The organism is Novipirellula caenicola (assembly GCF_039545035.1).
Classification (GTDB): Bacteria; Planctomycetota; Planctomycetia; order Pirellulales; family Pirellulaceae; genus Novipirellula; species Novipirellula caenicola.
Genome location: NZ_BAABRO010000037.1, coordinates 1 through 25,827, shown reverse-complemented (window position 1 = coordinate 25,827; position 25,827 = coordinate 1). Strand labels below are relative to the sequence as shown.

At 55.9% G+C, this 25,827-nt stretch carries 21 protein-coding genes; 8 read left to right on the top strand and 13 right to left on the bottom strand.

Translation table 11 applies throughout. The annotated features are described in order from the left end of the window. Nucleotides 1-1,807: 1,807 nt before the first annotated feature. From ABEA92_RS30675 to ABEA92_RS30665, 3 genes are read right to left on the bottom strand one after another with little or no spacing between them, the layout of a single operon-like run. Nucleotides 1,808-3,004 carry a tetratricopeptide repeat protein gene (locus ABEA92_RS30675; protein ID WP_345689588.1) on the bottom strand — a complete coding sequence of 399 codons (1,197 nt, stop codon included), beginning with the start codon at nucleotides 3,002-3,004 and terminating at the stop codon, nucleotides 1,808-1,810. Continuing rightward, entirely contained in the window at nucleotides 3,001-4,167 is a 1,167-nt protein-coding gene (locus tag ABEA92_RS30670) for a hypothetical protein (protein ID WP_345689586.1), read from the bottom strand. The genes ABEA92_RS30675 and ABEA92_RS30670 overlap by 4 nt, the downstream gene beginning before the upstream one ends. Nucleotides 4,168-4,171: 4 nt before the next feature. After that, nucleotides 4,172-5,311 (bottom strand): multiheme c-type cytochrome, encoded by a 1,140-nt coding sequence (locus ABEA92_RS30665; protein WP_345689584.1) that lies wholly within the window; start codon nucleotides 5,309-5,311, stop codon nucleotides 4,172-4,174. On the opposite strand from ABEA92_RS30665, the gene ABEA92_RS30660 reads away from it, so the two are divergent. Beyond that, on the top strand, nucleotides 5,310-5,501 hold the full coding sequence (locus tag ABEA92_RS30660; protein WP_345689582.1) for a hypothetical protein: 192 nt from the start codon (nucleotides 5,310-5,312) through the stop codon (nucleotides 5,499-5,501). The genes ABEA92_RS30665 and ABEA92_RS30660 overlap by 2 nt on opposite strands. A gap of 547 nt (nucleotides 5,502-6,048) precedes the next feature. Here the strand turns inward: ABEA92_RS30660 and ABEA92_RS30655 are convergent. The 6 genes from ABEA92_RS30655 to ABEA92_RS30630 form a co-directional block, all read right to left on the bottom strand. Further along, entirely contained in the window at nucleotides 6,049-6,459 is a 411-nt protein-coding gene (locus tag ABEA92_RS30655; protein WP_345689580.1) for a hypothetical protein, read from the bottom strand. Between the two features lie 37 nt (nucleotides 6,460-6,496). Then, the gene (locus ABEA92_RS30650; RefSeq protein ID WP_345689578.1) at nucleotides 6,497-7,603 is read right to left on the bottom strand and encodes a DUF1559 domain-containing protein; all 1,107 of its coding nucleotides are present in this window, start codon (nucleotides 7,601-7,603) and stop codon (nucleotides 6,497-6,499) included. A 426-nt stretch (nucleotides 7,604-8,029) separates the two neighbouring features. Further along, nucleotides 8,030-9,136, bottom strand: a complete 1,107-nt coding sequence (locus tag ABEA92_RS30645) for a DUF1559 family PulG-like putative transporter (RefSeq protein WP_425572527.1) — start codon at nucleotides 9,134-9,136, stop codon at nucleotides 8,030-8,032. A gap of 296 nt (nucleotides 9,137-9,432) precedes the next feature. Then, the gene (locus ABEA92_RS30640; protein ID WP_345689574.1) at nucleotides 9,433-10,515 is read right to left on the bottom strand and encodes a DUF1559 family PulG-like putative transporter; all 1,083 of its coding nucleotides are present in this window, start codon (nucleotides 10,513-10,515) and stop codon (nucleotides 9,433-9,435) included. Nucleotides 10,516-10,837: 322 nt separating this feature from the next. After that, nucleotides 10,838-11,986 (bottom strand): DUF932 domain-containing protein, encoded by a 1,149-nt coding sequence (locus tag ABEA92_RS30635; RefSeq protein ID WP_345689572.1) that lies wholly within the window; start codon nucleotides 11,984-11,986, stop codon nucleotides 10,838-10,840. A 62-nt stretch (nucleotides 11,987-12,048) separates the two neighbouring features. Then, nucleotides 12,049-13,281, bottom strand: a complete 1,233-nt coding sequence (locus ABEA92_RS30630; protein ID WP_345689570.1) for a DEAD/DEAH box helicase — start codon at nucleotides 13,279-13,281, stop codon at nucleotides 12,049-12,051. Between the two features lie 589 nt (nucleotides 13,282-13,870). Here ABEA92_RS30630 and ABEA92_RS30625 point away from each other — a divergent pair. Then, nucleotides 13,871-15,271 carry a di-heme oxidoredictase family protein gene (locus ABEA92_RS30625; RefSeq protein ID WP_345689568.1) on the top strand — a complete coding sequence of 467 codons (1,401 nt, stop codon included), beginning with the start codon at nucleotides 13,871-13,873 and terminating at the stop codon, nucleotides 15,269-15,271. 318 nt (nucleotides 15,272-15,589) lie between these two features. Here the strand turns inward: ABEA92_RS30625 and ABEA92_RS30620 are convergent, their stop codons facing one another. From ABEA92_RS30620 to ABEA92_RS30605, 4 genes are all read right to left on the bottom strand, one after another. Beyond that, on the bottom strand, nucleotides 15,590-16,981 hold the full coding sequence (locus ABEA92_RS30620) for a redoxin domain-containing protein (protein WP_345689566.1): 1,392 nt from the start codon (nucleotides 16,979-16,981) through the stop codon (nucleotides 15,590-15,592). A gap of 91 nt (nucleotides 16,982-17,072) precedes the next feature. After that, the gene (locus ABEA92_RS30615) at nucleotides 17,073-17,933 is read right to left on the bottom strand and encodes an OmpA/MotB family protein (protein ID WP_345689564.1); all 861 of its coding nucleotides are present in this window, start codon (nucleotides 17,931-17,933) and stop codon (nucleotides 17,073-17,075) included. Between the two features lie 182 nt (nucleotides 17,934-18,115). Beyond that, nucleotides 18,116-19,138 carry an agmatine deiminase family protein gene (locus ABEA92_RS30610; protein WP_345689562.1) on the bottom strand — a complete coding sequence of 341 codons (1,023 nt, stop codon included), beginning with the start codon at nucleotides 19,136-19,138 and terminating at the stop codon, nucleotides 18,116-18,118. Nucleotides 19,139-19,184: 46 nt separating this feature from the next. After that, nucleotides 19,185-19,487, bottom strand: a complete 303-nt coding sequence (locus ABEA92_RS30605; protein ID WP_345689560.1) for a hypothetical protein — start codon at nucleotides 19,485-19,487, stop codon at nucleotides 19,185-19,187. Nucleotides 19,488-19,758: 271 nt separating this feature from the next. On the opposite strand from ABEA92_RS30605, the gene hpf reads away from it, so the two are divergent. The 6 genes from hpf (at nucleotide 19,759) to ABEA92_RS30575 (ending at nucleotide 25,546) form a co-directional block, all read left to right on the top strand. After that, entirely contained in the window at nucleotides 19,759-20,103 is a 345-nt protein-coding gene (gene hpf, locus ABEA92_RS30600) for a ribosome hibernation-promoting factor, HPF/YfiA family (protein WP_345689558.1), read from the top strand. A gap of 146 nt (nucleotides 20,104-20,249) precedes the next feature. Continuing rightward, nucleotides 20,250-20,729, top strand: a complete 480-nt coding sequence (locus tag ABEA92_RS30595) for a PTS sugar transporter subunit IIA (RefSeq protein WP_008697920.1) — start codon at nucleotides 20,250-20,252, stop codon at nucleotides 20,727-20,729. Further along, the gene (locus tag ABEA92_RS30590) at nucleotides 20,729-21,049 is read left to right on the top strand and encodes an HPr family phosphocarrier protein (protein WP_345689556.1); all 321 of its coding nucleotides are present in this window, start codon (nucleotides 20,729-20,731) and stop codon (nucleotides 21,047-21,049) included. The genes ABEA92_RS30595 and ABEA92_RS30590 overlap by 1 nt, the downstream gene beginning before the upstream one ends. A gap of 282 nt (nucleotides 21,050-21,331) precedes the next feature. Next, nucleotides 21,332-23,077: a phosphoenolpyruvate--protein phosphotransferase gene (gene ptsP / locus ABEA92_RS30585; protein ID WP_345689554.1), complete on the top strand. Its 1,746-nt coding sequence runs from the start codon at nucleotides 21,332-21,334 to the stop codon at nucleotides 23,075-23,077. A gap of 18 nt (nucleotides 23,078-23,095) precedes the next feature. Then, the gene (locus tag ABEA92_RS30580) at nucleotides 23,096-23,866 is read left to right on the top strand and encodes a TIGR03936 family radical SAM-associated protein (protein WP_345689552.1); all 771 of its coding nucleotides are present in this window, start codon (nucleotides 23,096-23,098) and stop codon (nucleotides 23,864-23,866) included. A 75-nt stretch (nucleotides 23,867-23,941) separates the two neighbouring features. Then, nucleotides 23,942-25,546, top strand: a complete 1,605-nt coding sequence (locus ABEA92_RS30575) for an Rne/Rng family ribonuclease (RefSeq protein ID WP_345689550.1) — start codon at nucleotides 23,942-23,944, stop codon at nucleotides 25,544-25,546. Nucleotides 25,547-25,827: the final 281 nt, after the last annotated feature.

The window sequence follows — 25,827 nt, the reverse complement described above, 5'->3', positions numbered from 1 at the left end:
CTACATGGCTGTGTTGTCGATGAACGATCTGCTGAGTCAAGTGGATGTTGATATCGGCCAACTCAAAAACATCGCCGCCAATGCCCTCCCATTCAAAATACCAATCTGAGATGTGTAGATACCAATGAGCGAAGCAAGGGAGAGGTCGGACGGACCCTCAAGGCCTCGTTCGGGTGAGGGCCGACCGAGCAAGTTGAATCGTTGCAAACGGTTGCCAGCGAGTTGTCCAGTGCGAGCAAGCCAGAGACAAGCCCTCACCCGAGCATCGCTCAAAGGCTCTGCTCGACCTCTCCCAAACTGCGTTTGGGAGAGGTGCAATCAACGAGTCACCTCTCCCGAGCTAAGCTGGGGAGAGGTCGGACGGGCCCTCAAGGCCGCGTCCGGGTGAGGGCTGACCGAGCAAGCTGAGTCGTTGCAAACGGTTGCCCGCGAGTTGTCCAGTGCGAGCAAGCCGGAGACAAGCCCTCACCCGAGCAATCGCTAAAAGGCTCTGCTCGACCTCTCCCAAACTCCGTTCGGGAGAGGTGCAACCAACGAGTCACCTCTCCCGAGCGAAGCAAGGGAGAGGTCGGACGGGCCCTCAAGGCCTCGTTCGGGTGAGGGCCGACCGAGCAAGTTGAATCGCAGCAAGCGGTTGCCAGCGAAGTGTCCAGTGCGAGCAAGCCGGAGACAAGCCCTCACCCGAGCAATCGCTAAAAGCTCTGCTCGACCTCTCCCTAAACTTCGTTTTAGGAGAGTCGCATCAAGCACGCCACCTCTCCCGAGCGTAGCACGGGAGAGGTCGGACGGGCCCTCAAGGCCGCGTTCGGGTGAGGGCCGACCGAGCAAGTTGAATCGCGGCAAGCGGTTGCCAGTGAGGTGCCCAGTGCGAGCAAGCCGGAGACACGCCCTCACCCGAGCATCGCTCAAAGGCTCTGCTCGACCTCTCCCAAACTCCGTTCGGGAGAGGTGCAACCAACGAGTCACCTCTCCCGAGCGAAGCAAGGGAGAGGTCGAACGGGCCCTCAAGGCCTCGTTCGGGTGAGGGCCGACCGAGCAAGTTGAATCGCGGCAAGCGGTTGCCAGCGAGGTGTCCAGTGCGAGCAAGCCGGAGACAAGCCCTCACCCGAGCAATCGCTAAAAGCTCTGCTCGACCTCTCCCAAACTGCGTTCGGGAGAGGTGCAATCCACGAGTCACCTCGCCCGAGCGAAGCACGGGAGAGGTCGGACGGGCCCTCAAGGCCTCGTCCGGGTGAGGGCCGACCGAGCAAGTTGAATCGCGGCAAGCGGTTGCCAGCGAGGTGTCCGGTGCGAGTAAACCAGAGACAAGCCCTCACCCGAGCAATCGCTGAAAGGCTCTGCTCGACCTCTCCCTAACTGCGTTTGGGAGAGGTGCAATCCACGAGTCACCTCTCCCGAGCGTAGCACGGGAGAGGTCGGACGGGCCCCCAAGGCCTCGTCCGGGTGAGGGCCGACCGAGCAAGTTGAATCGCGGCAAGCGGTTGCCAGCGAGGTGCCCAGTGCGAATAAGCCGGAGACAGACCCTCACCCGAGCATCGCTGAAGGCTCTGCTCGACCTCTCCCTAAACTGCGTTCGGGAGAGGTGATACGCAGCAAGTCACCTCTCCCGAGCGTAGCACGGGAGAGGCCGAACGGGCCCTCAAGGCCTCGTCCGGGTGAGGGTCGACCGAGCAAGTTGAATCGAGGCAAGCGGTTGCCAACGAGGTGTCCGGTGCGAGTAAACCAGAGACAAGCCCTCACCCGAGCAATCGCTGAAAGGCTCTGCTCGACCTCTCCCAAACTGCGCTTGGGAGAGGTAACACCGCTGCTAGCGACGCGGCACTTGTAGACAACCGAAATGGTCCATCGACATCGATGACAGGATTGATTCGGATTGCGACTGCATCGTAGGATCCAACTGCATCGCCATCGTCGAATGCTCCGCCGCCAAACGAGTCTTTTGATGTTCGCGGTAACACTGCGCCAATAACAAATGACTCTCGGCGGTTGGATCGATCTCTACCAACGTGCGATACGCTTGCTCTTCTAACGTCCGCTGATCAAGTCGTCGGGCGGCAAACCCGATTCCCTTCCATGCACTGGCCAGCCCCGATCGTTTGGCGTCGCTTGCGGGTTGCGACTCCCAGTAAGCCACCGCTGCCTGATAGGACTCCAAGCTTTGCGACATCTGATTCAAACGCTGGAAACACAGTCCTTTATAGTCCAAGCTAACCGGCTGAAAACGATCACCGCGAGTCAGTGGCTCGAGCAACTGCAACGCATCCTCATTGCGATCCAAATGCATCAACACCGTGATCCGCTGGCCTAGCACGCTAACCGAGGCATCAGCAGAGAGAGGCTGGCGAGCTTCGGATTGCAGTTTTGCGACGATGTTTTTCAGTTCCTGCTGGACTTTTCGTACCGATTTCTGATGAACGATGCCGCCAGGATTCAACTGGGCAAACTGTTCCGCTTGTCGATTCGCCAGTGCAAAACGACGGGTTTCCAGTGATCGCTCGAGATCAATACGAATCCCATCCGCAACCGCGTCCGCATAGGCCGCTGGCACTAGCGTCGCCAATGCGACAAGCATCGCGAATCGCAACCATCCGTGCTGCGCAAACACGGGTAAACGTGGCGACGGCATTACGGTCGTGCCCGCAAACGCCACGGCCATCATCACCGCCATCGCGATCACGCTGCGGCATACGGTCAGCGTGATCACACTTTGATCAGGAAGCTGAGTGATCGCCGCTGCAAACACGGTGATCGCGGCAGCGACCGCAACGCCCCCGAACGCGATGCCAAGTTTATGCCAGCTAGAGAATTTACAAAATGACTGGACAACCCACACCGCAAAGGGAAACGCGGCTAAAAAGGCACAGGCGACGACGTCCCAGCGACCGAACACTTGCACGACACCTTCGGAGTTTGACAGCAGCATGCTGCAGATAGCCACCGCACCGATCGCCATCGAACCATAAGCGATCCAGCCCCAACGGAACGTAAGCGAAGATGAGTTCATGATGCGACTGCCGTTGCGGGGGAAGCGGCCGAAGACGGTTTACGCGACTTCCAAATCATGCCGTCAAAACAGTAATGCCAAAACGCGACCACAATATTGACGAACACCCACAACTCGAAATAGCCACGTGAAAGCAGGTAATTGCCTAATCCAATCACGACCACGAATACAATTAAGAAAAACAACCACATTTTGGAAAGTCTGGCCAACGCATTTGATTTGCTCGATCCCCGTGATCCGCTCATCGACCAAGTCACAATCGACATGTATTCCAAGGAATGAAAGATCGCCGAGGCCAGTGCCAGCTGGACCACCCATTGGTTGTTTTCATAATGCGAGGCCAACAAAAGGAATGCAAACAAGGTCATCACGCTCGTTAAGTAAGCCACACTCGCCAGCGATGCCTTGGCGGTCACCGCATACTGAAAACACTGGCGTCCTACAAACGCGACAGGAATTAACAATACAAACCCATCCACCGACGAAACCCACTCAAAACCATCGAAGGGACCTTCGCTCCATCCCCAACCGGCTACGCGAGCGATCACGTAAAGCATGAAGCAGCGGAACACCGCTTTCTCGAGCGAGGCGGCCCATGGTGTGGATGCAGCGGAGCGAGAATGCCCGGCTGATTCGGAGGAGCTCGCCAACTTGCTTTTGCGTTGGTAGATGCGAAATACACCGTGGTGCTGCGAGGCGAAATGCCAAGCGTTCCAAATGTAATCGATCACGCCTAGGCACAGCAGCGATCCGGTGCCCATTTTCAAACAAAGACACGCGACCAGAATCGCGGTGCCAAACGCGAGAAATTGCCGGCGTCGATCGACGCCCTTGTGGTGATCAACCGTGACGAGAATCAACGTGATCCAGCGATGCGGTGCGGTCACGAAATAGATTTGCCAAAACAGCAAACTTTGATGCGTCGCAATTCCGCCCAAACGATCGACCAGCAACAGCAGGGGCCAAAACGCGTTGGCGACAAAGAACAAATCGATCGCGGGCGAAAATAGAAACCCAGCCGCAGTACGCCGCGGCATCTTAGACGAAGTCTCGCGACCGCGTGCCTGCTTCGTTACATCGACCGAGTTCGACACATGTTTGTGCTCACTCGCAATTGCGGGCACCGCCGAACGTGATTCAGGCGCGGTTTCAGAAACAATCATCCAATCACTCCTCACCATCACTGTGCAGCATATCGCTCGCAGTCAGGTTACCGGCGGAATCGACGCTTGGGGTTTCGCCCGGGATCTCATCGGGGATCCGAATCCAGTGATCATGAAACGCGATTCCCGAGGTCCACTCGACCGCAGGCATATGGCAATCAATACAATCGCCGGTGGGCTGATGCGAGCATTCGCTTGACGAGGCATTGCCATGACACTGTTTGCATTGATCGATCGATACCGCCCGATTGTGCGAAACGGTATCGTGCGGGTCATGACAAGTGGAACAGGTCATCTTGTCGGGGCTCTCTAAATAACAGCGACTGCGTTTGATGCCATAGGGTTGAAAACGCACCAATTCGTTGGGCGTCGCATCAGGCTTGACCGAAGACTCGTCGCGATGACAAGTGCTGCAAGCATCCATATAAGCCTCGGCGGTTTCATATCGCAACATCGGTTTGGCCTCTTCGGCGTGCCCAAGATGCGCGAGTGCGACGTGTTTTTTCCGTGGACCGTGACATCGCTCGCAACCGACATTGGCGACGACCAACGAGTTTATCAGCGGCAGCGACGGAGGCGGCGTCAACGTGCTGTGACACCCCAAACAGGCTCGCATGTCCGCTGCGTCCATCGGACGCCCGAAACATTCAATGGTTCCAGCGGCGAAATCGTCAAATCGCTCGTGATCCGGTGTCAAACCGAGTTGATCGCGATTGGCAAAGTAGGACCACCGCAGCTCGACGCCACTTTGAGTCGACTCGTCGACCGCGATCGGCGTTTGCGCATGCGTTCCTGAACCGAGTAACCATGTCACGGGAATCGCAACTCCGGAGGCATTCGCGACATCACGAACCCATAACGAACCTTCGTTCTGCGAAAACTCAAAGATCTGGTCACGCCGCGGGTCTTGATAGTGGCGAGTCTCTGCAAGTTTACTAGCTAATGTTGATTCATCGATGCGAGTCAACGTGCGGGAATGCCCTGAGCGAAGATGGGCTTCGTACTCTTTTTCATGACACTTGGCACACGCTTGGTCGCCCGCGAAATTAGCGGAAATCAATTGATTCCATCCGGCAACGGCCTGCTGCGTTGCTGGCGGCAAGCTGGCCACTAAACGCTGCGAATCCTCCACAGCATGATGCATGGAACGATCTTTCGCAGACACGGCTTCCGCCGACATCGGATCGCTCGTTACCGTCGCGGTCCGCAAGGCATCCAGCACCATCCACAACATCCCTGCAGCGATCACGGCAAACCCCAGGGCGGCCCATCCCAGCAAACTGCGTACAGGAATATGGTTCGCAGAATCACGATTGGAAGGTTTGGAAACGTAATTGATTGCTGTGTACTCCAGCCGATTGTATGATCCGAGGGCGGGTCAACCGACCGGCCCTCCTTCTATCAGCCATTAAACTATCAGCCACTAAACATTGTGGATCGTTCTAGAGGCTGCTTGATTCAGTGATGCACTCGGTCGTAGCGGAAGTCGCGGGCGGCTTGTTGTTTTAGTCGTACGATGGACTTCCTAGTCCGTCGAATCCACCATTGACGGACTAGGAAGTCCATCACACGCCCTTGCCGCAGGAAACTTCACTAAATCAACACGCCTTCAACGGCTTGTTGATTTAGTCCAAATGCGAATTGCAATGGTGAGCCGTGGACCTTAAGGCACCGAGTACCGCGTGGGCCCCGGCCCCTGACGCGCGAGCGGCTCAATAAATCAACAAGTCGTCAAGATTTTCGTTTCCCGAGATGATCGAAACTCTTGACGAGTTCCGCTACCTCAGTCATTCAATCAATGGACGTCCTCCGCGATCCAACTTAGGATCGCGGAACGTGAAGCGATCAACGACGATGTCGCAGTGATTAACCGTTGGCTTTTTAGCCAAGCGGCGCGTCCTTGATCTTCCACTGACCATCAATCCGCTGCAGCGTCCATACCTGTTCGGTTTCGGCAACCGAACTCGCTTTGCCGCCACGACCATCACCCGAGGCGGTCGCGTGGACACCACCAAAGATTTTGACGGGGACGGTTACGGTATCCCCATCAAACGTGGGATCGCCGTTGACTTGGTACCCTCGCTCGCCATAGTCCTTGCGGTTCTTTGGTGCGGCCCCCGACACAAAGGCACTGGCGAACATTGCATCGTCCCCCGCGAGATCTCCTAGACCTTCCACGCTGGCAAATGCGTTCTGTTCGTCAGTCGGTTTGACCACGCCCGACGATCCACATCCGATCCAAGTCAAAGTGGACAGCAACACAGCGGCGACCACCAATTTATTCAATTTCATTCGTTATTTTCCTTTAGTACAACAGGATTGTTTTCGATCATTGCTCGTTAATGACTTCGCTATTCTGAGCGGTGCTCATCGGTCGCCAGATATTCAGGTTGTCGACCGAGTCGGTGACAAACCGCACGCCGCCATCGGCCATCAACACGTTCACCCCACCGGTGTGATAACTGCGGGCGGCCGCGTAGATCGCCGCGGTAGAACGCTCTTCTTCACACGCCAATCGCGGCTTGCTGACGTCCGCAATATCTTCACCACAAGCCGCCAGGATGTCCTTTTCGCTTGAGTTGGGGTTTTGGAACGCCGAGAAGATCGTGGCTCCCATCGCGGGTGACATCCATACGCCGCGAATGTCCGTTTGTGATTCGGCCGCAATGATCTCGCTCATCGCGATCGTGTTACTCAAACCATCGGTAAAGTCGCGGCTTTGCATGCCGTTGCGATTTTGAAAACGATCGCCTGCGGTGGTGGTGCCGCCGACCGTCGTGATGATCTTTTCTTGATTGACATAGTAGGTACCAAACGCGCCACGGGTCTCCTTTTGCTCCCAAGACAACATGTCACCCGATCCCCAACACGCGGCATAGTTATTGCCTTTGGCGAGTGCTTCGAGTCCGTAACTTCCGTCAGAGAATTGACCACTCACCGAGGGTGCCGAGGGGCACTTGTCAAAACCACTCAATTGCTCGCGTCCGAGGTTCCCCAGAGCGTCAATCGCCTCGCAGTGGTCACAGGGATTCGAGGTGTGATCATCCGCCCGATCCTCTTCACAACGCTGGACCAATTCCCACATCGCGGGCTGTTCCATGTAAGGGAATAACATTGGCAACCAGTGCCAACCCAATTCATTTTGACCGTGCTGCCAGCCGCCTGTTTTGAAGCGGTTACCCGACTCGTCATAGTTCACATTTCCTGGCGGGAACGCACCAAAAGCCGACATGTGGTTGTGCATCGCCAAACCAAACTGCTTCATGTTGTTTTGACACTGCATCCGGCGAGCCGCTTCACGAGCCGCCTGAACAGCGGGCAGCAACAACCCCACCAGGACTCCGATGATGGCGATAACCACCAGTAGCTCTACCAGAGTAAACGCTGAGCGCTGAGGGGACACTGTATTACGACGCTTGTTATGCGTTATCCGCATTCACGAATTCCTTGAACGAGAGAGAGAGACAATATGTTTCAGAACTGCGAGCGGAATTAAAGCGAATGCGTGTTGAAATTCGGCGCAGAAACAATGAAGGAATTCTTAAGATGCGCAGCCCTCCAATGAAGGAGCCCGACACACGCACTGAACCGACTTAGCGGGCACTTAAAGCCCGCTGCCCCCACTTCAACATGCAAGATTTAACAAGCTATAGACTTACCCCCCGTTGCAAAACGAATCCTCACAGCCGCCGAGTAAAGCGTCTGTGCTAGACGATCGACCATTGCCATCTACTTCGGCACTCAGCAGGTGGTTTAGTAGCGGTGCGACGAGGGGCTTCGCCCGGCAAAATTCAAGTATCTGCTCAAGCTGCAACCGGACGGGCCCCGCGTCGCGGGCGTTACGAAAGTTGATGGCACGGGGCTATTGCCCTTCGATTACCTCTTGGTTCTGAGCCGTACTCATGGGACGCCAAATATTGAGATTGTCGACCGAATCGGTCACAAAGCGAACGCCGCCGTCCGCCATCAAAACGTTCACGCCGCCGGTGTGGTAACTGCGTGCGGCCGCGTAGATTGCCGCGGTATCACGCTCTTCCTCGCAAGCCAAGCGAGGCTTGGTCACGTCGGCGATGTCCTCACCACAGGCCGCCAAGATGTCTTTCTCATCCGAGTTGGGGTTTCGAAATGCGGAGAAAATGGTCGCGCCCATGGCCGGTGACATCCAAACGCCGCGAATGTCGGTTTGCGACTCGGCTGCAATGATCTCGCTCATCGCAATCGTGTTACTCAAACCGTCCGTAAAATCACGGCTTTGCATGCCGTTGCGATTTTGAAAACGGTCGCCCGCCGATATGGGAGGGCCTAAGGTGACGATCTTGTCCTGGTGGACATAGTAGGTACCAAACGCACCGCGAGTCTCCTGTTCCTCCCACGACAACATATCACCAGACCCCCAGCACGCGGCGTAGTTGTTGCCTTTTGCGAGTGCCTCTAAACCGTAGCTGCCATCTGAAAACTGGCCGCTCACCGAGGGTGCCGAAGGGCACTTGTCAAAGGACGCTAGTTGCTCACGCCCAAGATGCTCGAACTCGGCAAAATACTCACAGTGATCGCATGGATTGGAGATATGCTGGTCCGCCCGTTCCTCTTCGCATCGCTGAACCAATTCCCACATGCCGGGTTGCTCTAGATAGGGGAACAACATTGGCAACCAGTGCCACCCCAATTCGTTTTGCCCGTGCTGCCAACCGCCGGTCTTGAAGCGGTTCCCCGACTCGTCATAGTTCACATTGCCTGGCGGAAACGATCCAAATGCCGACATATGGTTGTGCATCGCCAAACCAAACTGTTTCATATTGTTTTGGCACTGCATGCGACGAGCGGCCTCGCGAGCCGCTTGGACCGCGGGCAACAACAGACCAACCAGCACGCCGATGATGGCAATCACCACCAATAACTCGACCAACGTAAACGCCGCACGCCGAGCATGCAGCGTCCCGCGTTCCTCTCGAGTAATCCCAAACCACATCCGCTTCACCTTTGACATTGAGTTCTAAAAAGACTTTAAAGACGAGCGGCGATTTGAACGAGCAAGTGTTGTCGTTAGACCTACAACAAGTGAAGATTGGCTGAAGAAGAGGGACAACCTTGAAAAAAAGGACGGGGGGTGAGTAACAAGCGGACAGCGTCGCCACCACACCCCTCACAGGGAGCGGTTCAACAAAAAATCGCTCGCCGGAGGATGCCGGGCGAGCGATTTAAATGTGTCAAAGAATTACTTCGACTTACTCGAGAAAGCAGATCAACCTCGCTTGGGTCAAACCATTACTGATCAACGACTTCACCGTTTTGAGCGGTACTCATCGGCCGCCAAACATTCAGGTTGTCGACGGAATCGGTGACAAAGCGAACACCGCCGTCAGCCATCAACACGTTCACACCGCCGGTGTGGTAACTGCGTGCCGCAGCGTAAATCGCCGCAGTATCCTGAACCTCTTCACAGGCCAACCGGGGCTTCTTGCCGTCATCATCGATATCCGCGCCACAGGCCGCCAACACATCCTTCTCGCTCGAGTTTGGATTCAGGAAGGTCGAGAAAATCGTGGCCCCCATCGCAGGCGACATCCAAACACCGCGGATGTCGGTCTTGGACTCGGCCGCAATCACTTCGCTCATCGCAATCGTGTTGCTCAACCCGTCGAGGAAATCACGGCTCTTCATCCCATTTCGATTTTGGAAACGATCGCCTGCGACGCCGTTTTTGAAGATCTTTGATTCGTCGACGTAATAGGTACCAAACGCACCTCGCGTTTCCTTTGATTCCCACGACAACATGTCGCCGGACCCCCAATTCACAGCGTAGTTATTGCCTTTGGCAAGGGCCTCTAACCCGTAAGCACCGTCAGAAAACTGCTCACGCACAACGGGCGCCGAAGGGCACGAATCGAACCCGCCCAGGGGTTCACGCCCCAAGTGCCCCAGTGCCGCGCTGTATTCGCAGTGGTCACAGGGGTTCATCGCTTGGCCAGGAACCGCGTCGTCACAGCGTTGGACCAATTCCCACAACGCAGGCTGCTCCATGTAGGGGAACAGCATTGGCAACCAGTGCCATCCCAATTCGTCCTGGCCATGCTGCCAGCCACCCGTTTTGAACCGATTCTCGTGCTCGTCGTAGTTGACGTTACCAGGCGGAAACGCGCCAAACGCGGACATGTGGTTGTGCATTGCCAACCCGAATTGCTTCATGTTGTTTTGGCATTGCATGCGGCGTGCTGCTTCGCGTGCCGCCTGAACAGCAGGCAACAGCAGTCCCACGAGGACTCCGATTATCGCAATCACCACCAACAGCTCGACAAGCGTGAATGCCGAACGCTTGCAGTGAGAGACGCCACGATTTTTTTGACTCAATTTAGATCCTTCATCAGTAAAACATGGTTGTTTGAAAATGTGGACAATCCGCCTCTTTGTCAAAGGCGAATTCCAGCGGGAGCGATGAGGATTAAAGAGAGCCGATGTTGGTTTTCAGCGCTAAGTTCGTGAACGTACCTTTAAGATTCAGTAGCGATCCCGACGCACCAATGCAATGCAGGGCTTGCTCACCTCCGCAGCAAAGCAAGGGGGAATAGCGTCCCACAGCGAAAGAAAGATCGCTCATAAAAAAATCGACTTTTTTGCGGATTGCGTCGAGCATCGCTGAGCTAACGCTGGACTGCGGCGAAGCCAGCCACGATCAGTTCACGCTCTGGCGTATCCCGGCGCCGGAATCATCAATGAAAAAGGCGTCAAAATCGGGAGCCCCTTCGGCTGTCCCTTCAAGATCGTATTCGTCGGAGATCAACGATCCAATGTGGGCCTGTAGCCGCCGGGCACCCTCGGGCAACGCGTGATGTGTGGCCACCTCGCTGGCAAAGTTGATCAGGTCATACACGCGAGCTTTGCTGGGCAAGATCCGGCGACGCTTGTCGCTGAGTGCCTCGAGATTCGCAAGTCCATACAGTTCGCTGAGGTTGCCTGCCATGCTGCGAAAACGACCGATCAAACCATCACAAGTCAATTGTCGTTCACGCTGAGCACGGTCCAAAACCACCCCCAATTGCAGACACTCGTGCACCGACGCCCACGAGGTTTGGCTCGATTCAAACCGCTGGCGAATCGCGGCATAACCGTCGCCGTTGTCATAGGACTCGAGCGCACGGGCGATACAGTAGTCCATCTTTTTACCAACCGGGATGTCACTGCGAAACGCCTTGGCGTAGCCGATCATGCCGTTTTGACAAACCAGCCGCAACATGGACAAGAACAACCGCGGGTGCCCAAAACCATCCACCGGCGTTTCTAAGCAGAAGCGGTCGTGGAATTGATCGCCTCCGATCTGCAGCGATCGCGATCCGCCTCGCGGTTGATGCGTGCTGATCAACAATCCCTCGTGATATCGCACATCCGTACCACCGTACTGTTCGACCAATGCTGCGATTTCGTGGTAACGAATCACCGGCCGCTTGACATTGGTGACGGCCAGCAGCGTGCCTTCGGTTTTCTGTTTTCCTCCGGCATGCTCGGCAATACAGAACCGAAAGGCATCATCGGAGTTTTGCTGACTGATCCGGGCAAAAACTTCATCGGGCGAGAAATAGCGAAAGACATTTTCGGCGATGCCAAAGCGTGTAAAGAACGACCGCCAAAACCGCCGTGACGCCGTAACCACACGGCCGTCAATCTCGAGATGACGCAGCTTGACTCGGCCATTTTCCGTCCGTTGGACCTTGTGAACTTTCAAGTCCGCAACGGTTGCATGACCGTAACAAAACCGGGGTGAATTTTGCTTTGAAGCTGACGCGTGGGTTTCGGACAACGCGGGTTGAACAATTTCAGTGGACATCACCGGGGGACTCCTGAGATAGAGATGGAAAACGAGCGAAAGGAAACAGAGGCGATAGAGATCTATTGAGCGCGAGAAAACCATGCTTTAGCGGCCTTGCCGCGATGCATCGCAACCAATTTCGGAAGCGAGACTTCGGCCGCCGCCACTCGGTTGCGAGCGATCGCAGTCATTTGGTTCAACATCCGATTCGGACGAATGCTTCGCCACCCTTCATCGGTCCATAGATACTGCTCGGCAGCTGCGGCCGTACGAAGCATCGGATGCGGCGTGCGGCTGCACTGTACGACTTGCTTGATGGGCACTCGGTGACTTGACCGCAACACGCGACCTGCCATTTGAATCGTGCACCCTTTGCCGCTGGGACGACAGAACACTGTTTTTAACTCGGGACAATCAAAGCCTTCGGTCAAGATCGCCATGTTGATCAGCACCTGCGTCTTGCCGGACACAAACGATTCGATCTGTTTCTCGCGATTGCTGGTCGCAGTCACCACGGCGCAGGCAACGCCGGCTTGTCGCAGCAACATGTACAGCAATTCGCATTCGGTACGACGATGGAAAAAGACAAGCGATCGTCCCCACCGCTCAGGTTCGCGAATCAAAAATTTGGCAACTTGACTCGGTGTGTACTCGGGAATCGTGTAGTGGTGATAAGAACTCAGGTAGCCATCGGCGATCAACGAGGCGATGCCGGCGTCACGAATGACTTGATCGAAACAGAGCTTGATACGATCGCTGCGATATGGGGTCGCGGAGAGCCCGAGTGTCCATGCGGGCTGAATCTGGCTATGCAGATTCGCCATGCTGGTTGCCGCATCATGCTGTGCTTCGTCGACAACCAACAAGTCGACGTTGGGCGGCGACTTTTCGAACATGCTGATCGTCTGCATGCGAACGCCGAAGCGACGCAATCGATTCTCGGCTTCGGCTTGAGCCAACAGATTTCGCCGCATCGCGACCCAGCCCACACGAGCTCCGGTGGCACGCTGGATGAGTGCAGCGATCGCCAACCCCATCACCGTCTTGCCGCTGCCGGTTGGACTTTCGATCAAGACGCTGGATGCCTTGAGAGCAAGTTGCCCGTCACGCTTGGTGAACGTTCCACCCATCATCCGCACAGCCGACTCGATGATCCGCCGCTGGTACGGCCGCGACTGGACAGCGCACCCCGCTAGCAATGCGTCGAGTGCGCCGCCGGCGCCGACTGAAAAACCGCCGAGCCGCCGGGCATCAAAACGCGACGGCAAACCGAAATCCGACACCGCGGGTGATTGTACGAGTGAACCTGTCATCGCCTTCTCCTCCTGAGGATCTGTGAATGTGGATCGCAAGTCAGAAGGCATGATTGCCGCGGGTGATGACACGTCCGGTCAACGCGAGAAGAAAAAGAAAAGTTTTTTTTGGGGGGAGGAGAGAAAACGCGATGGAACCAACCACGCCCTGACGAGCGTCGCTACCAATCACAAATACCTTCATTGGCTGGCCCTAAAATGCGAGTTGCATTTAAGGACGAATTTCGTCCTTGTTCTTATGCCTGACATCGCCGCGCCGCTGTTTCACTTCTCGTTTCGAATCTTGCCGAGGGCACGTCTCATGGCTATCAAGCATCAGAACAGTTGGGGTGGCATGCTCTTGGCTGGCCTTCTCATCGTGCCCCTCGTCACTCCCTCGGCGACGATCGCACAAGACACCGCCGCGGGTCGCGAGTTGTTCGAGCGGGAATGGGCATTCGTAGACCACTTCCCCTCGTTCACGCCATTTGAATCAACACGCCGGGTGCCGCAACGCCGCAATCGGGGACACGACCCATGGGGACAAGATCGAGGGATGGGTCGAGGTCCCCGGCCGGCCCCTTTCGAGGACAACCGTGGACGGAATTCGATGCGTCTTGCGGATGGCCAGGAATTCCCCGCCGACGGACTGAGGCCGCTCTACAATGCCGTCTCGTGCGCAGCCTGTCACCCCGGCGGTGGCGCCGCGGGAGTGAATCACAACGTAACGCTGATCTCAGTTGACCCTGAACCAGCATTTTTAGATCCGTCGGCGGATCGGCGTGGGCGTGGGGCCGCAAGAAGTTCCATCACGGATCTCTTTCCTGCTCTGGGTTCCGGCAACACGCTGTCGTTCAACGCGATCGTTCATGACCATTCCACGCGTCCCGGCTATGACGCCATCCGTCAACGTTTGTCCGTTGGCGTGCCCAATGGGATTCCGCCGGAGTGGTTTAGTCCTCCGCAGCGGACGCTTGCTGCAATCACCGAGCAACCCGTGGTTGCCGGCCGATACGGAGCAATCGACTACTACCTGAGCCAACGCAATTCACCACCGCTGTATGGCATGGGAGATATCGAGAAAGTCTCGATGAAGCGGCTAAAAGCCATCTCGCTGAACCAACCGCGGTCGTCCGGTGGCGTCATCTCTGGCCGCGTGGCGGGAAAGTATGGTTGGCGAGGGCAAGTCAACACGTTGTCCGATTTTGTTACCGGAGCCTGTGCGTCCGAACTGGGGCTGAACGTAGCAGACATCGCTCGACAAGCCGATGATCCCGCTGACCCTCGCTACTTTAGCTTAGCACCCGACATTTCGACGACCGAAGTCGCGGATCTAACAAGCTACGTCGCTGAACTGCCCGCTCCACCGAAACAAGTGCTGTCTCCGGAGGCTCGTAAACGAGCTCGCCGTGGAGAACAGGTATTTAAATCGATTGGATGTGCGGCTTGCCACATTGCGGATCTGCCACCCGCGAGAGGCATTTACAGCGATCTGTTATTGCATGACTTAGGAACCGCACTGCAAGACCCTTTCCCGGCTCCTGCGGAGCAACCGATCAACCAAAACGTCGCCGCGACGACCAGCCCTTATTCGAATCGATATGGCCGTGTTGAAACACCATCCTACCGCACCAGGGCTTCAACCAATCGCAGCCGTTCCGCACCAAGAGTGAACAGCCGTTTGGGTCCGCAGGGATCGGCTCAAACCATGGCAACTAATTACGCTGGGCAACCGCAAATGGCTCGCGGCGATTTCAGCAAGAATGATCTCGCGAGCGGACACCAATTCTCATCGGATATTCTGCAGCGAGAATGGAAAACGCCACCGCTATGGGGCGTCGCGGATTCGGCTCCCTACCTGCACGACGGACGCGCTGAAACGCTGAGTGATGCAATCAAGTGGCATGGTGGCGAAGCGGAGGAATCGAAGCAGAATTTCAACCAGCTGAAAGAGGATCAGCAAGAACTGCTGCTTGCATTCTTGGAAAGCTTGAAGGCACCGCTGGATTGAATGCTAAAGCGGCCCAGCGTCCAATAGTCCGCGGAGAACAGTGCGTCGAGGACCGAGCCCGACGACAATCATTTAGCACCGTAGCCGAAGTCATCAACGGCTTGCTGATTTACTGAGCCGTGACGCGTCAGCGGCCGGGTCCCATGCGCGCCCCGGAACCTTGCCGCCAATGCCATCTACTTTGCCCCTGACCGAGTGTTTTTTATAGCGGAGCGGCGCGGGGCCCCGCCCGGTAGATTTCGAACGCTTTACTCGCTGCAACCGGGCGGGGCCCCGCGCCGCTCTAAGGTGGATGGCATTAGCCTTACGGGCCACGGTTCACCGTTTGGCTTCGCGTTTCGCGTCGCTGGCGGGCTCGTCATCCTCGCTGGACTTTTCCTCCTCTGCCGGAGGCGTGCTTTCGATATGCCCGCCGACGCTCAGCACAGTGAGTTCATCGGTCAATCGCTGCCGCAGCTCGTCCGCGCCGGGGAACCCCATGTGCACCGACTCAATCACTCCCGATTTGCCAACCACGACGGTTTGCGGGATTGCATCAGCGCGAAACGCATCGGAAATTTTCCCACCGGGATCCAGCACGACATCCAAGTCGATGTCTTGTTTCTCGAGAAAGCTTTTCACCAACTCGAGATCTTCACCCACGTTGACGGCCAAAAAGACAACGTCCTTGTCCGCGAACTCGCCGGTCACTTCCTGTAAAACCGGCATCGCGGCAACACATGGAGCACACCACGTCGCCCAAAAATCGAGCACGATCACCTTGTCCTTCAACTCCTCAAGCGACACCGGCTGTTCCGACAACGTTGCTCCGCTGAATGCGGGTGCTTTCTTTCCCAACAGCGGGTGTTCAGCAACCGCACCGGCGACCGATTGCAGATAATCGTCAAGCGAATCGTACTCGGTAGCATCCTTAGCCGGACGAAACGCAAACAACGCATCGCTGACCTCGCCGCTCATTCGCCAAGACAGAAAATCAAACTGAACTTGGTACTTGAACCCTTGCGGCACCTGAACCTGCTTGGTCGCACGCAACATGGCGGTCAAATCGACCAGCAAACGCAGCGGCTTGGTCGGCTCTTCTTCGCTCAACCATAAATCCCAGCTGACCGCATCGTCTTGGACACCGTGAACCTGAACCGCGGGAACTCGGCCACGAAATTTACCGCGACTGACGATCTCGACCGACTTCATACCGCCTAAAAAGCTTAACGAGGGATCGACTCCGGCCAGCGACAATGCCATCACGGGTTCGGGATAGGCTCCCATCGCGATTGGCAATTCCACGACCGCTTGCTGTAGATCGAGCCGATCATCGATGCGGTAATACGCCTCGGGTGAAAGCGCCACCACCATCTCTTTGCCATTTGCATAGATCCGTGTTCGCTGATCAGGTTCCTTCAAATAGATCGTGAACTTGTCAGGGTGTTTTGACGCGATCTGGTAAGTCGACTTGCGAGACTCGACCACCTTGCCTTGCACGATCGACTCGGTCAACATTTCGACCGTGACGCGTGAGACATCCGCTTTATGGATTGAAGCAAAAAACGGCTCGAGTACCTTGCGAACCTCATCGCTAAGCGTGAACGCAGCCGACTTTGACGCGTTGGAATCGGCACTGGACTTTTGAGCCGCCGTTCCGCCGGTATCATCCGCGGATCCCACGACAACCGGACTGGCCAACGCGACAATTAAGAATAGACGAGCAACCATCTCAAACAGCTCCCAAGATCATGCGTAAAGCGAACGCTCGCATGATAGAGCGATTCAGACGCGGTGGCTACACGCGAGTCGCGATGACGCTTTAATAGGTCTCGGGATAGATCACCAGCTCGATGCGGCGATTCGCTGCGCGGCCGGCGGCAGTGGTATTGGGTTGACGAGGATTGTTCGCGCCTTGGGCAACAGTGAACAATTGGTTCGGCGGCATGCCTGCGCGGCGAGTCAACAACTCGAGCACCCCAGCGGCTTGGCCGGCAGCCAATTGATGGCTGGTGGCAACTTGGCCGCCATACAGCGGCGAGTCATCGGTATAACCTTCAATCCCAATCCGTTGACGTGGAAACAAACTGCGAAGCTGGGCAGCAATCGGATCGAGTGTCATCGAGGCCTGTGGCAGCATTTGATTGGTTCCGGGTTGGAACAATTGGTCCGCCGGAATCACGATGCGAATGACTTCGCCGTTCTGTTCGACAGGGATTCCCCCGAGGTTCAACCGGCTGGCTGCCTGCAGCAGATCCGTGTTCGCTTTGATCGATGCACCACCACGCTGCTGCGCGGACGCTTGAAAACCACGGACACGATTCTCTGCTTCATTGGCCGCAATCGAGGCCGACTCTAACTTGGCACTCGTTTCGGACAACTGTTTGCGGATCAATTCGAGCTCGTCACGATACACCAATGACTGCTGCTCGCTTTGCGCCAATTGGGTATGCAGTTGACGATTGTTGTCGTCAAGCAACTGAACACGCCGATTCAACTCGGCCAATCGAGCTTGTGTTGGGTCGACGGTCGCAGAAACACCTCCTGGGGCATTCCAGACGCCGCCCGCCGAGGAAGCAAGGTAGGGGTTTTGGCTACATCCGAGCGCACTGAGCAACGCAACCACAAGCAGTAAACTGCTCGATTGCTTCGCGATTGCCAGATGATTGTTGCTGAAAAACATTGCTCTTCCTGTGCTGCAAGGCGAAAACCGCCTAACCCTGTTAGTGCGAACACTAAAAGCAGCCAACCACCCGTGGCAAGAGCAATTTTTTCGATGGGCATGTTTTCCGATCGCATTCTGTCCGATCGCATTCGGATCGCGACCGAGAGAGAAACGGGTGGATTTGTAGCAGCGCGTAAAACCTAAGCTTCGCTAGCCTGCGGTTGGTCTCGGCTTGCACAATGCAGCGCCCCGAGGCCCCAAATTAGATCTTGGCAATCCAGCGTTTCCACGTCGGCACCATGAGCCAATTCTCGGATTAACGCGATCGCGTGGTCATCGGCTGCCGGTTGACCAAAGGTGGGCACGAGCAAACGTTGACGTCCCAACATCAGAAAATTGCAGTAACTTTCGGGCACTCGTTGGCCATCAATTTCACGCATCGCGGGAATCGGCAAGCGATGCACGTTGACCTTCGGCTCGCTCGTTTCGCCCCACAGTCGCAGTTGGCGAAAGTTATCTTCGAGAGGCTTGTGGTTGGGATCGTTGGGATCATCACAAACCGCGACCACGATATTCGACGGATCAACAAACCGTGCCAATTGGTCGATGTGCCCATCGGTATCGTCGCCGACCAGACCTCCGCCGCTGAGCCAGACAATCTCGGTGATTCCCATTTGAGCATGCAATTCGCGAGCGATCGCGTCTCGCGACCATCCCGGATTGCGTGTCGATGTGACCAAACATTCGGGCGTGGTCAGCAACCGGCCTTGCCCATCGGTTTCCATCGCTCCGCCTTCGAGACACAACTTGCTGCGAATCCGGGGGATACCGATTCGATCACAGATCTGTGCTGCGGCGGCATCGTCAGCATCCCAAGGCGGATACTTGCCGCCCCACGCGTTGTACCGCCAATCGATTCCGACCAGCCCGCCGATTTCGCTGTCGTGGACAAAAGTGGGACCGTAATCCCGGATCCACGAATCATTGGTGGGACAGAAAACAAGTTCAATGCGGTCGCTTTTGGGCAATAACGGCCTCGCGACGCCTGCCAAAGACTCGGGCAGCAGAATTCGAACCAATGTGGACTCGGCCATCTGGGCGGCCCATTTGGCAAAAAAGGTCGGCATCCGCTCAAACCGTCCCGGCCAAGTCGATTCGCTGTGCGGCCACGCCAGCCATATCGCCTGCTGGGGCTCCCACTCTGCGGGGGTACGACGACTCAAGCAGCGACTCCGTCTGAAATTTTGTTCACCCTACGCCGTATCAGGCCTATTCGAACTTGATTTCTTCTTTGACTTTCTGGATGAAGTGGGGGGATTTGCCACCCTTACTGAGTTCCTGAGCGCGTTTCTCAGCATCTTCTTTCTGATCGAACTCAAAAACGGCAACCCGCTTGAGATTCTGGCTAAAGACTCCCCAATACAGCTTCAGACGCACGTCTTCGGCTTGTTTTTTCTTGGATTTCCGAGTCGAGGCCTTTTTCTTGCTGGCTTTATTTTTGGCCGTGGCCAGTTTTTCTGCAGCTTCCGCCTCTGCAGCTTTCGCTTTACGACTGACGACCTTTCGGGCCATGTGAAGAATGAGGGGGTATCGAGGAACGAATTGAATGTGATTTAAGCCGCCTAGCGTAACCGGAAAGTGGCCAGTTGTCACCGGGGCAGCGGACGGCGGAAAAAAAATGCTCCTCGCCAATATCCGTCGCAAAGTATCGCTGTTCTTTTCCGGGAATCTCGCGTATGCTAATTGTTTGTGTTTGGGGCGGCCCTGTCGAAGGGTCGATCTAGTCATCACGATCTAATCCCCACACGTCCACTTTTTTGACCGTTTACGGAGAGTCAACACGATGCAGGTTAGCGTCTCGACGCGTCATGGGAGTCTTCAACCTGGCGATCAGCAACTTATTGTTGAGAAGACCGAAAAGCTGCGAAGGCTATTTGATCGAATCAACGCGATCGAGGTCACCGTTGACTTAGAACATATCGATAACCCTAAGGTTGAAATTCGCGTCTCCGCCGAACACGCGGACGACAGCGTTGCCACGGCGGAATCGTCCACGGTGATTGCGGCACTTGATTCTGCGATCCCGAAGGTAGAACAGCAACTGCGAAGACTTAAAGAAAAGAAAACGGGGCATCGCGCCACCGGACACAAACACATCGACACGACGATTGACACCGACGAAGACTAACGGAACCCACTGAAACCATCGGCACTCGTTAGGCTCTCCAAGCTTCGATCGTTGCGATCAGCATCAAACGTGATGCAAGAACGGATTTTGATGCTTCGATCCCAGATACATTTTATAATTTGATTTCACAAAGGAATCACATCCTCATGAAGTTTGCAGACTTTATCAGCACCAAAGCCATTCGCGCGGACCTGAAGGCCGCATCGAAGGAAGAGGTCATCCAAGAACTAGTCCAGTCGCTACTGGATTCAGGGCAGATCGACGCGGACCAGCAACAAGACATCATTGCCGCGATCATGAAGCGTGAAGAACTCGGCAGCACGGGCATTGGACGCGGCGTCGCCGTTCCTCACACCAAGCACCCGAGCGTACAAAAATTGGTCGGCACCGTGGGCGTCAGCGTGGAAGGGGTCGATTTCGACTCGCTCGACGGCGAACGCGTGCAACTGTTTTTCTTGTTGATCAGCCCTCCCGAACGCCCTGGCGATCACCTTCGAGCGCTTGAAAACATCTCGCGACAACTTCGCGACGAAAACTTCTGCCGATTCCTGAAACAAAGCAAAACCCCAGAAGACATCAGTCAGTTGCTTCAAGAAGCAGATGACAACCAGTTTGTATCTGGCTAATGAACACATCCCCATTAACTCGAATCGTTGTCGTCAAAAACCCGCAAGGTTTGCACGCACGCCCTGCCGATATGCTCGTTCGACTGGCCAGCCAGTTTGAATCGGCGATCAAAATCGGCAAAGGCAACGAGCACGTCGACTGCAAAAGCATCCTGTCACTGTTGACACTCGGAGCGAGCCACGGCACCGAGTTGGCGCTGAGTGCCGACGGTAAGGATGCGCAAGCTGCGATTCAAGCGATTGCGGAACTGTTTGATTCTGGATTCGATGAACTAGCAAACACAGTCGAAGAAGACGTCAGGCCCGTTGCCGATCCCTGAGCGTACGCAACGCCAACGTTCAGACTTGAAACCGACCGAAACGGATCGCAACATCCCGATCAATTCCGGTAAAATGAGTCGTAAACGACTGTGCGTGATCTCTTCGATGATCAACCCAATTCAAGCGAACATAACGATGGAGCGTCTTGAGAGAGCGTCGAGAAACCGACCGGTCCGAGGATGGATCGAAAGCGTTCAGTAGCGAAATTGCCCGGATAGACGGAATTTCGCATCGGACCCCCAACGGTTCTTGCTTTCTCGCCGACAATTCATCGGCCAACGATGGTCGAACTACAAGGCATTCCCGTTTCACCGGGCGTTGCTATCGGTCCTGCGCTCGTGCTGGACCCTGATGGCTACCGAATCCCCCGGTGCCTCGTTGCCGCAGAAGATGCGGAAGGTGAATACGCGCGCCTGCAGACGGCGGTGGATGCGGTTTCCGCACTGTTGGAGACCAATCGGCTCGAGACCTCGGCCGTGGCCGGCGTTAACACCGGCGACATCTTTGCTGCCCAACTGCAAATGCTACACGACCCGCGATTGCACGCTGAACTGGGCCGGCGGATTCGTGAAGAGCGTCAATCGGCAGCCTACGCCGTCAGCCGTGTGCTGCACAACTACGCCGCCGCACTTCGCCGACTCGACAATCCGCTGCTTGCCGATCGCGCCGAAGACGTGCTGGACATCGAAAAGCAATTGCTTTTGCAATTAGGGGCGGTGTCGCGGCAACCGTTGTCCGAATTGACCGAACCCGTGATCGTGCTCTCCCACGTGCTGACGCCAAGCGAAACCGCCAGCTTGGATCGGCGATACGTTCGTGGCTTTTGCACGGAAACCGGTGGTCCCGGTGGGCACACCGCGATCGTCGCCAAGGGCCTCGAACTGCCCGCGGTCGTGGGCATCGGAACGTTTCTCGAGAACATCGGCGCGGCCGCAACCGTGATTGTCGATGGCGATCGTGGTCGCGTGATCATCGACCCAGACGAAGAAACACTCGCCCACTACGAAGAACGACTGCAACAACGCGAATCGCTCGCAGCACGCTTGGCAGAACTGAAGGACGTGCCGGCGGAAACCGCCGACAAGGTGCGAATCCAACTGAGTGCGAATATCGAATTTCCGCACGAAACCGAATCGTGTCTCGAACGAGGGGCCGACGGCATCGGGTTGTACCGAACCGAATTCCTGTATCTGTCCAGCAGCGAAGAGCCAAGCGAAGAGGACCACTACGAAGCGTATAGCCAAGTGGTCCGCGAGATGAACGGTCGCCCGGTCGTGATCCGCACACTAGATCTCGGCGCCGACAAGATGGGACAACGGCCACTGGCCGAACAGGAACACAATCCATTCCTCGGGCTCCGCAGCATTCGGCTGTCGCTAAAAAACCTTGACCTGTTTCGCCCCCAACTGCGTGCGGTGCTTCGCGCCGCGGTACATGGCGACGTGCGAGTGATGTTTCCGCTTATCACCACAATGGCGGAACTGCGACAAGCTCGCATGCTACTGAATGTTGTAGCGGAGGACCTAAACGAAGCCGGCATCCCTTATCGATCGGACATTCCGGTCGGCATGATGGTCGAAGTCCCCGCGGCGGTGATCATGCTGGACCGCTTTGTCAAAGAAGTCGACTTCCTTAGCATCGGCACAAATGATCTTGCCCAATACACATTGGCGGTCGATCGCAGCAACGAATACGTCGCCGATCTTTATCAGTCTTGTGACCCGGCGGTGCTGCGATTAATCGCCAGCAGCGTCAAAGTCGCCGACGCCAACCAAACCCCGCTGGCGGTTTGCGGCGAGATGAGCAGCAACCCCGGCCGCGCGTTACTACTGATCGGATTGGGGGTTCGCAATTTGAGCGTTCCTCCGTCTGCGCTGCATCGCGTGAAAAAGGCGATTCGCAGTGTAACGCTGAAGCAGTGCATTCAGATCGCAGAACGCGCGATGACGTTCGAGGCGGCACGTGATGTCGACCTCTATCTTCAAGACCGACTCAGCGCCTTGGCACCGGAGCTGATCGTTCACTGATGATCCGTCTGCAAGCGAATGAGTAACGTGACTGAGCCTTCTGAACCGACAGATTCAACCAACACGGCGCCAAACGAATTGGCTTCGCTGAGGATTCGGTATCGAGTGCGGTTCCAAAAAACCGGACTACTGCGTTGGATCAGCCACCGCGATTTGGCAGGCCTCTGGGAACGGATCGTCCGACGCGCTGCTTTAAAACTATCGATGAGCGAAGGCTTTCATCCTAAGCCACGCATCGCTTTCCCATCCGCATTGGCGTTGGGCGTCGAAGGGCTTGATGAAGTCGTTGAACTCGAGTTGGCTGAAGCCATTTCGCCACATGAGCTTTTGGAACGACTCGAAGCCGACAACCAACCGGGGCTGACCATCAAAAGCGTCAGCCAATTGCCCGAAGGGTTTGGCAAAGGACAGCTAAAACAAAGCTTGTTCTCGATCACGCTTCCCGAGCGCTGCGACACGGCGATGATCCAAACGGCGATCAAAAACTTGCTCAGCCAAACCACCGTGTCGGTCGAACGAAAAAAGAAAACGCTGGTGGCCAACGTCGCCGAGCAAATTTTGAATCTCGAGCTTTCCGATGACCGATTGCAATTGACGCTGGCCGCGTCGGCGTCGGCATCGCTGAAACCTCACGACGTACTTGATTTGATGGGTTTCGAGGACTGGATCGAAAACGGATCCCACATCATTCGCGAACGCGTCATCCTGGAAACCGAATTTCAATCGAACAATTCCGCGGAAGTCGCCCATGCGACCAACGCGACTAACAACATCACTACCGAATACTAACCCTGTCAGCGTCCATGCGAACGCAACTGATTGGTTCGCACAAAGCTGACAAAACCACCTGAAAGGTGACTTTTTATGAAGAAAGAAATGCTAATCAACGTACTGCAACCCGAGGAATGTCGGATCGCAGTGTTAGCCGATGACCGACTCGACGAGCTGTACATCGAACGGAAAAGTGTCGAAGCGTTTGCCGGGAACATTTACCGCGGCAAGATCGTCAACCTTGAACCGAGCATCCAAGCGGCGTTTGTCGACTTTGGCGTCGGACGCAACGGATTCTTACATATCAGTGACGTCGAACCGCAGTACTTTCGCCAGGGCGGCTACGACCCCGAAGAGGTGATGCGAGAGTCTGACGAAATGGCCGAAGCCGCCGCCAAGCGTGCTCGCGACTCAGGGCATGGGAACAAGCACGCATTCAAAGGCGGACGCCCTCGCGTCAAACCGCCGATCCAAGAAATCTTTCGTCGCGGCGACGAAGTCCTCGTCCAAGTCATCAAAGAAGGCATTGGAACCAAAGGACCAACGCTCAGCACGTACATCTCGATTCCCGGTCGCTACTTGGTTTTGATGCCCGCACTGTGCCGCGTGGGCGTCAGCCGAAAAATCGAAGACGAAGACGATCGCAAACGACTCAAACGATGCCTGTTGTCGCTGAACCCACCAAAGGGTCTCGGATTTATCGTACGCACCGCCGGCGCGGGACGCAGTGAAACGGAACTGCAACGCGACATGGAATACCTGCTTCGGCTGTGGAAAGCGATCGTGCGTCGCGTCAAAACGCTGAACGAACCAGGCGTGCTGTACGAAGAGAGCGACCTGATCATTCGCACCATTCGCGACATCTATTGCGACGAGATTGACCAGATCTTGATCGATGAACCCGAGTCCTACGAAAAAGCGCGCGACTTCTTGAAAATGGTCATGCCTCGCGTGGTCGATCGATTGAAGCTGTACGAGGGAAGCGAGCCGCTGTTCCACAAACACAAGCTCGAAGAAGAAATCATGATGATCAATCAACGCCAAGTGCAATTGCCCGATGGCGGATCAATCGTGATTGACCCCACCGAGGCGCTTGTCGCGATCGACGTCAACAGTGGCAGTTTCCGCGGCAACGATTCCGCCGAAGAAAACGCATTCCGTCTGAACTTGGCCGCAGCCAAAGAAATTGCTCGTCAATTACGACTGCGTGACCTCGGCGGCGTGATCGTCAATGACTTTATCGACATGCGTAAAGAAAGCTACCGACGCAAAGTCGAGCGTGCCCTTCGCGACGCAATGTCGACCGACCGCGCCCGCACCAAGATCTTGCGAACCAGCCCGTTTGGTTTGATCGAAATGACACGCCAGCGTATTCGCCCGAGTCTGAAACGCAGCATCTACACCGATTGTCCTTGCTGCCAAGGCCGTGGATTGGTCAAGACCGCCGAGAGCATGTCGATCGAAGTGATTCGTATGCTGGCGCTTGCCGTTCGCAACAAACACATCGAACGAGTGACCATTCGCGTCAACGACGAAGTCGCCGCTTACCTAAATAACAAGAAACGTCGCGACGTGATGGAAGCCGAAGATATTGGCAAGATGGCAGTGCAGATCCTCGGAAGCGAAGGGTTGTTCCCCGAGCACCTTGAAATGGATTGCCGCGACGCTCACGGCGAACGCGTTGAAATCGATTCGTAATCAAAGCGAATCCAAAGTCATCCGAAACGCTTGAGAACCTCGGTTCTCAAGCGTTTTTTTGTGCACCGGGGTAATGGAACTCGTTGCCGGGCTGTTGATTTATTGAGCCGCGACGCGTCAGCGGCCGGGTCCCACTCGCGACCCGGTGCCTTACGGCCAATACCGCTAAATTGACATTTCAAAAAGTCGCATTTCCCCGCATGATTGTGGTGTCTAAGCCCAATCCCGCAAAGGAAATGCGACATGTTTCAGAATGTTGAGCCGTCACTGAAGGATTCCGC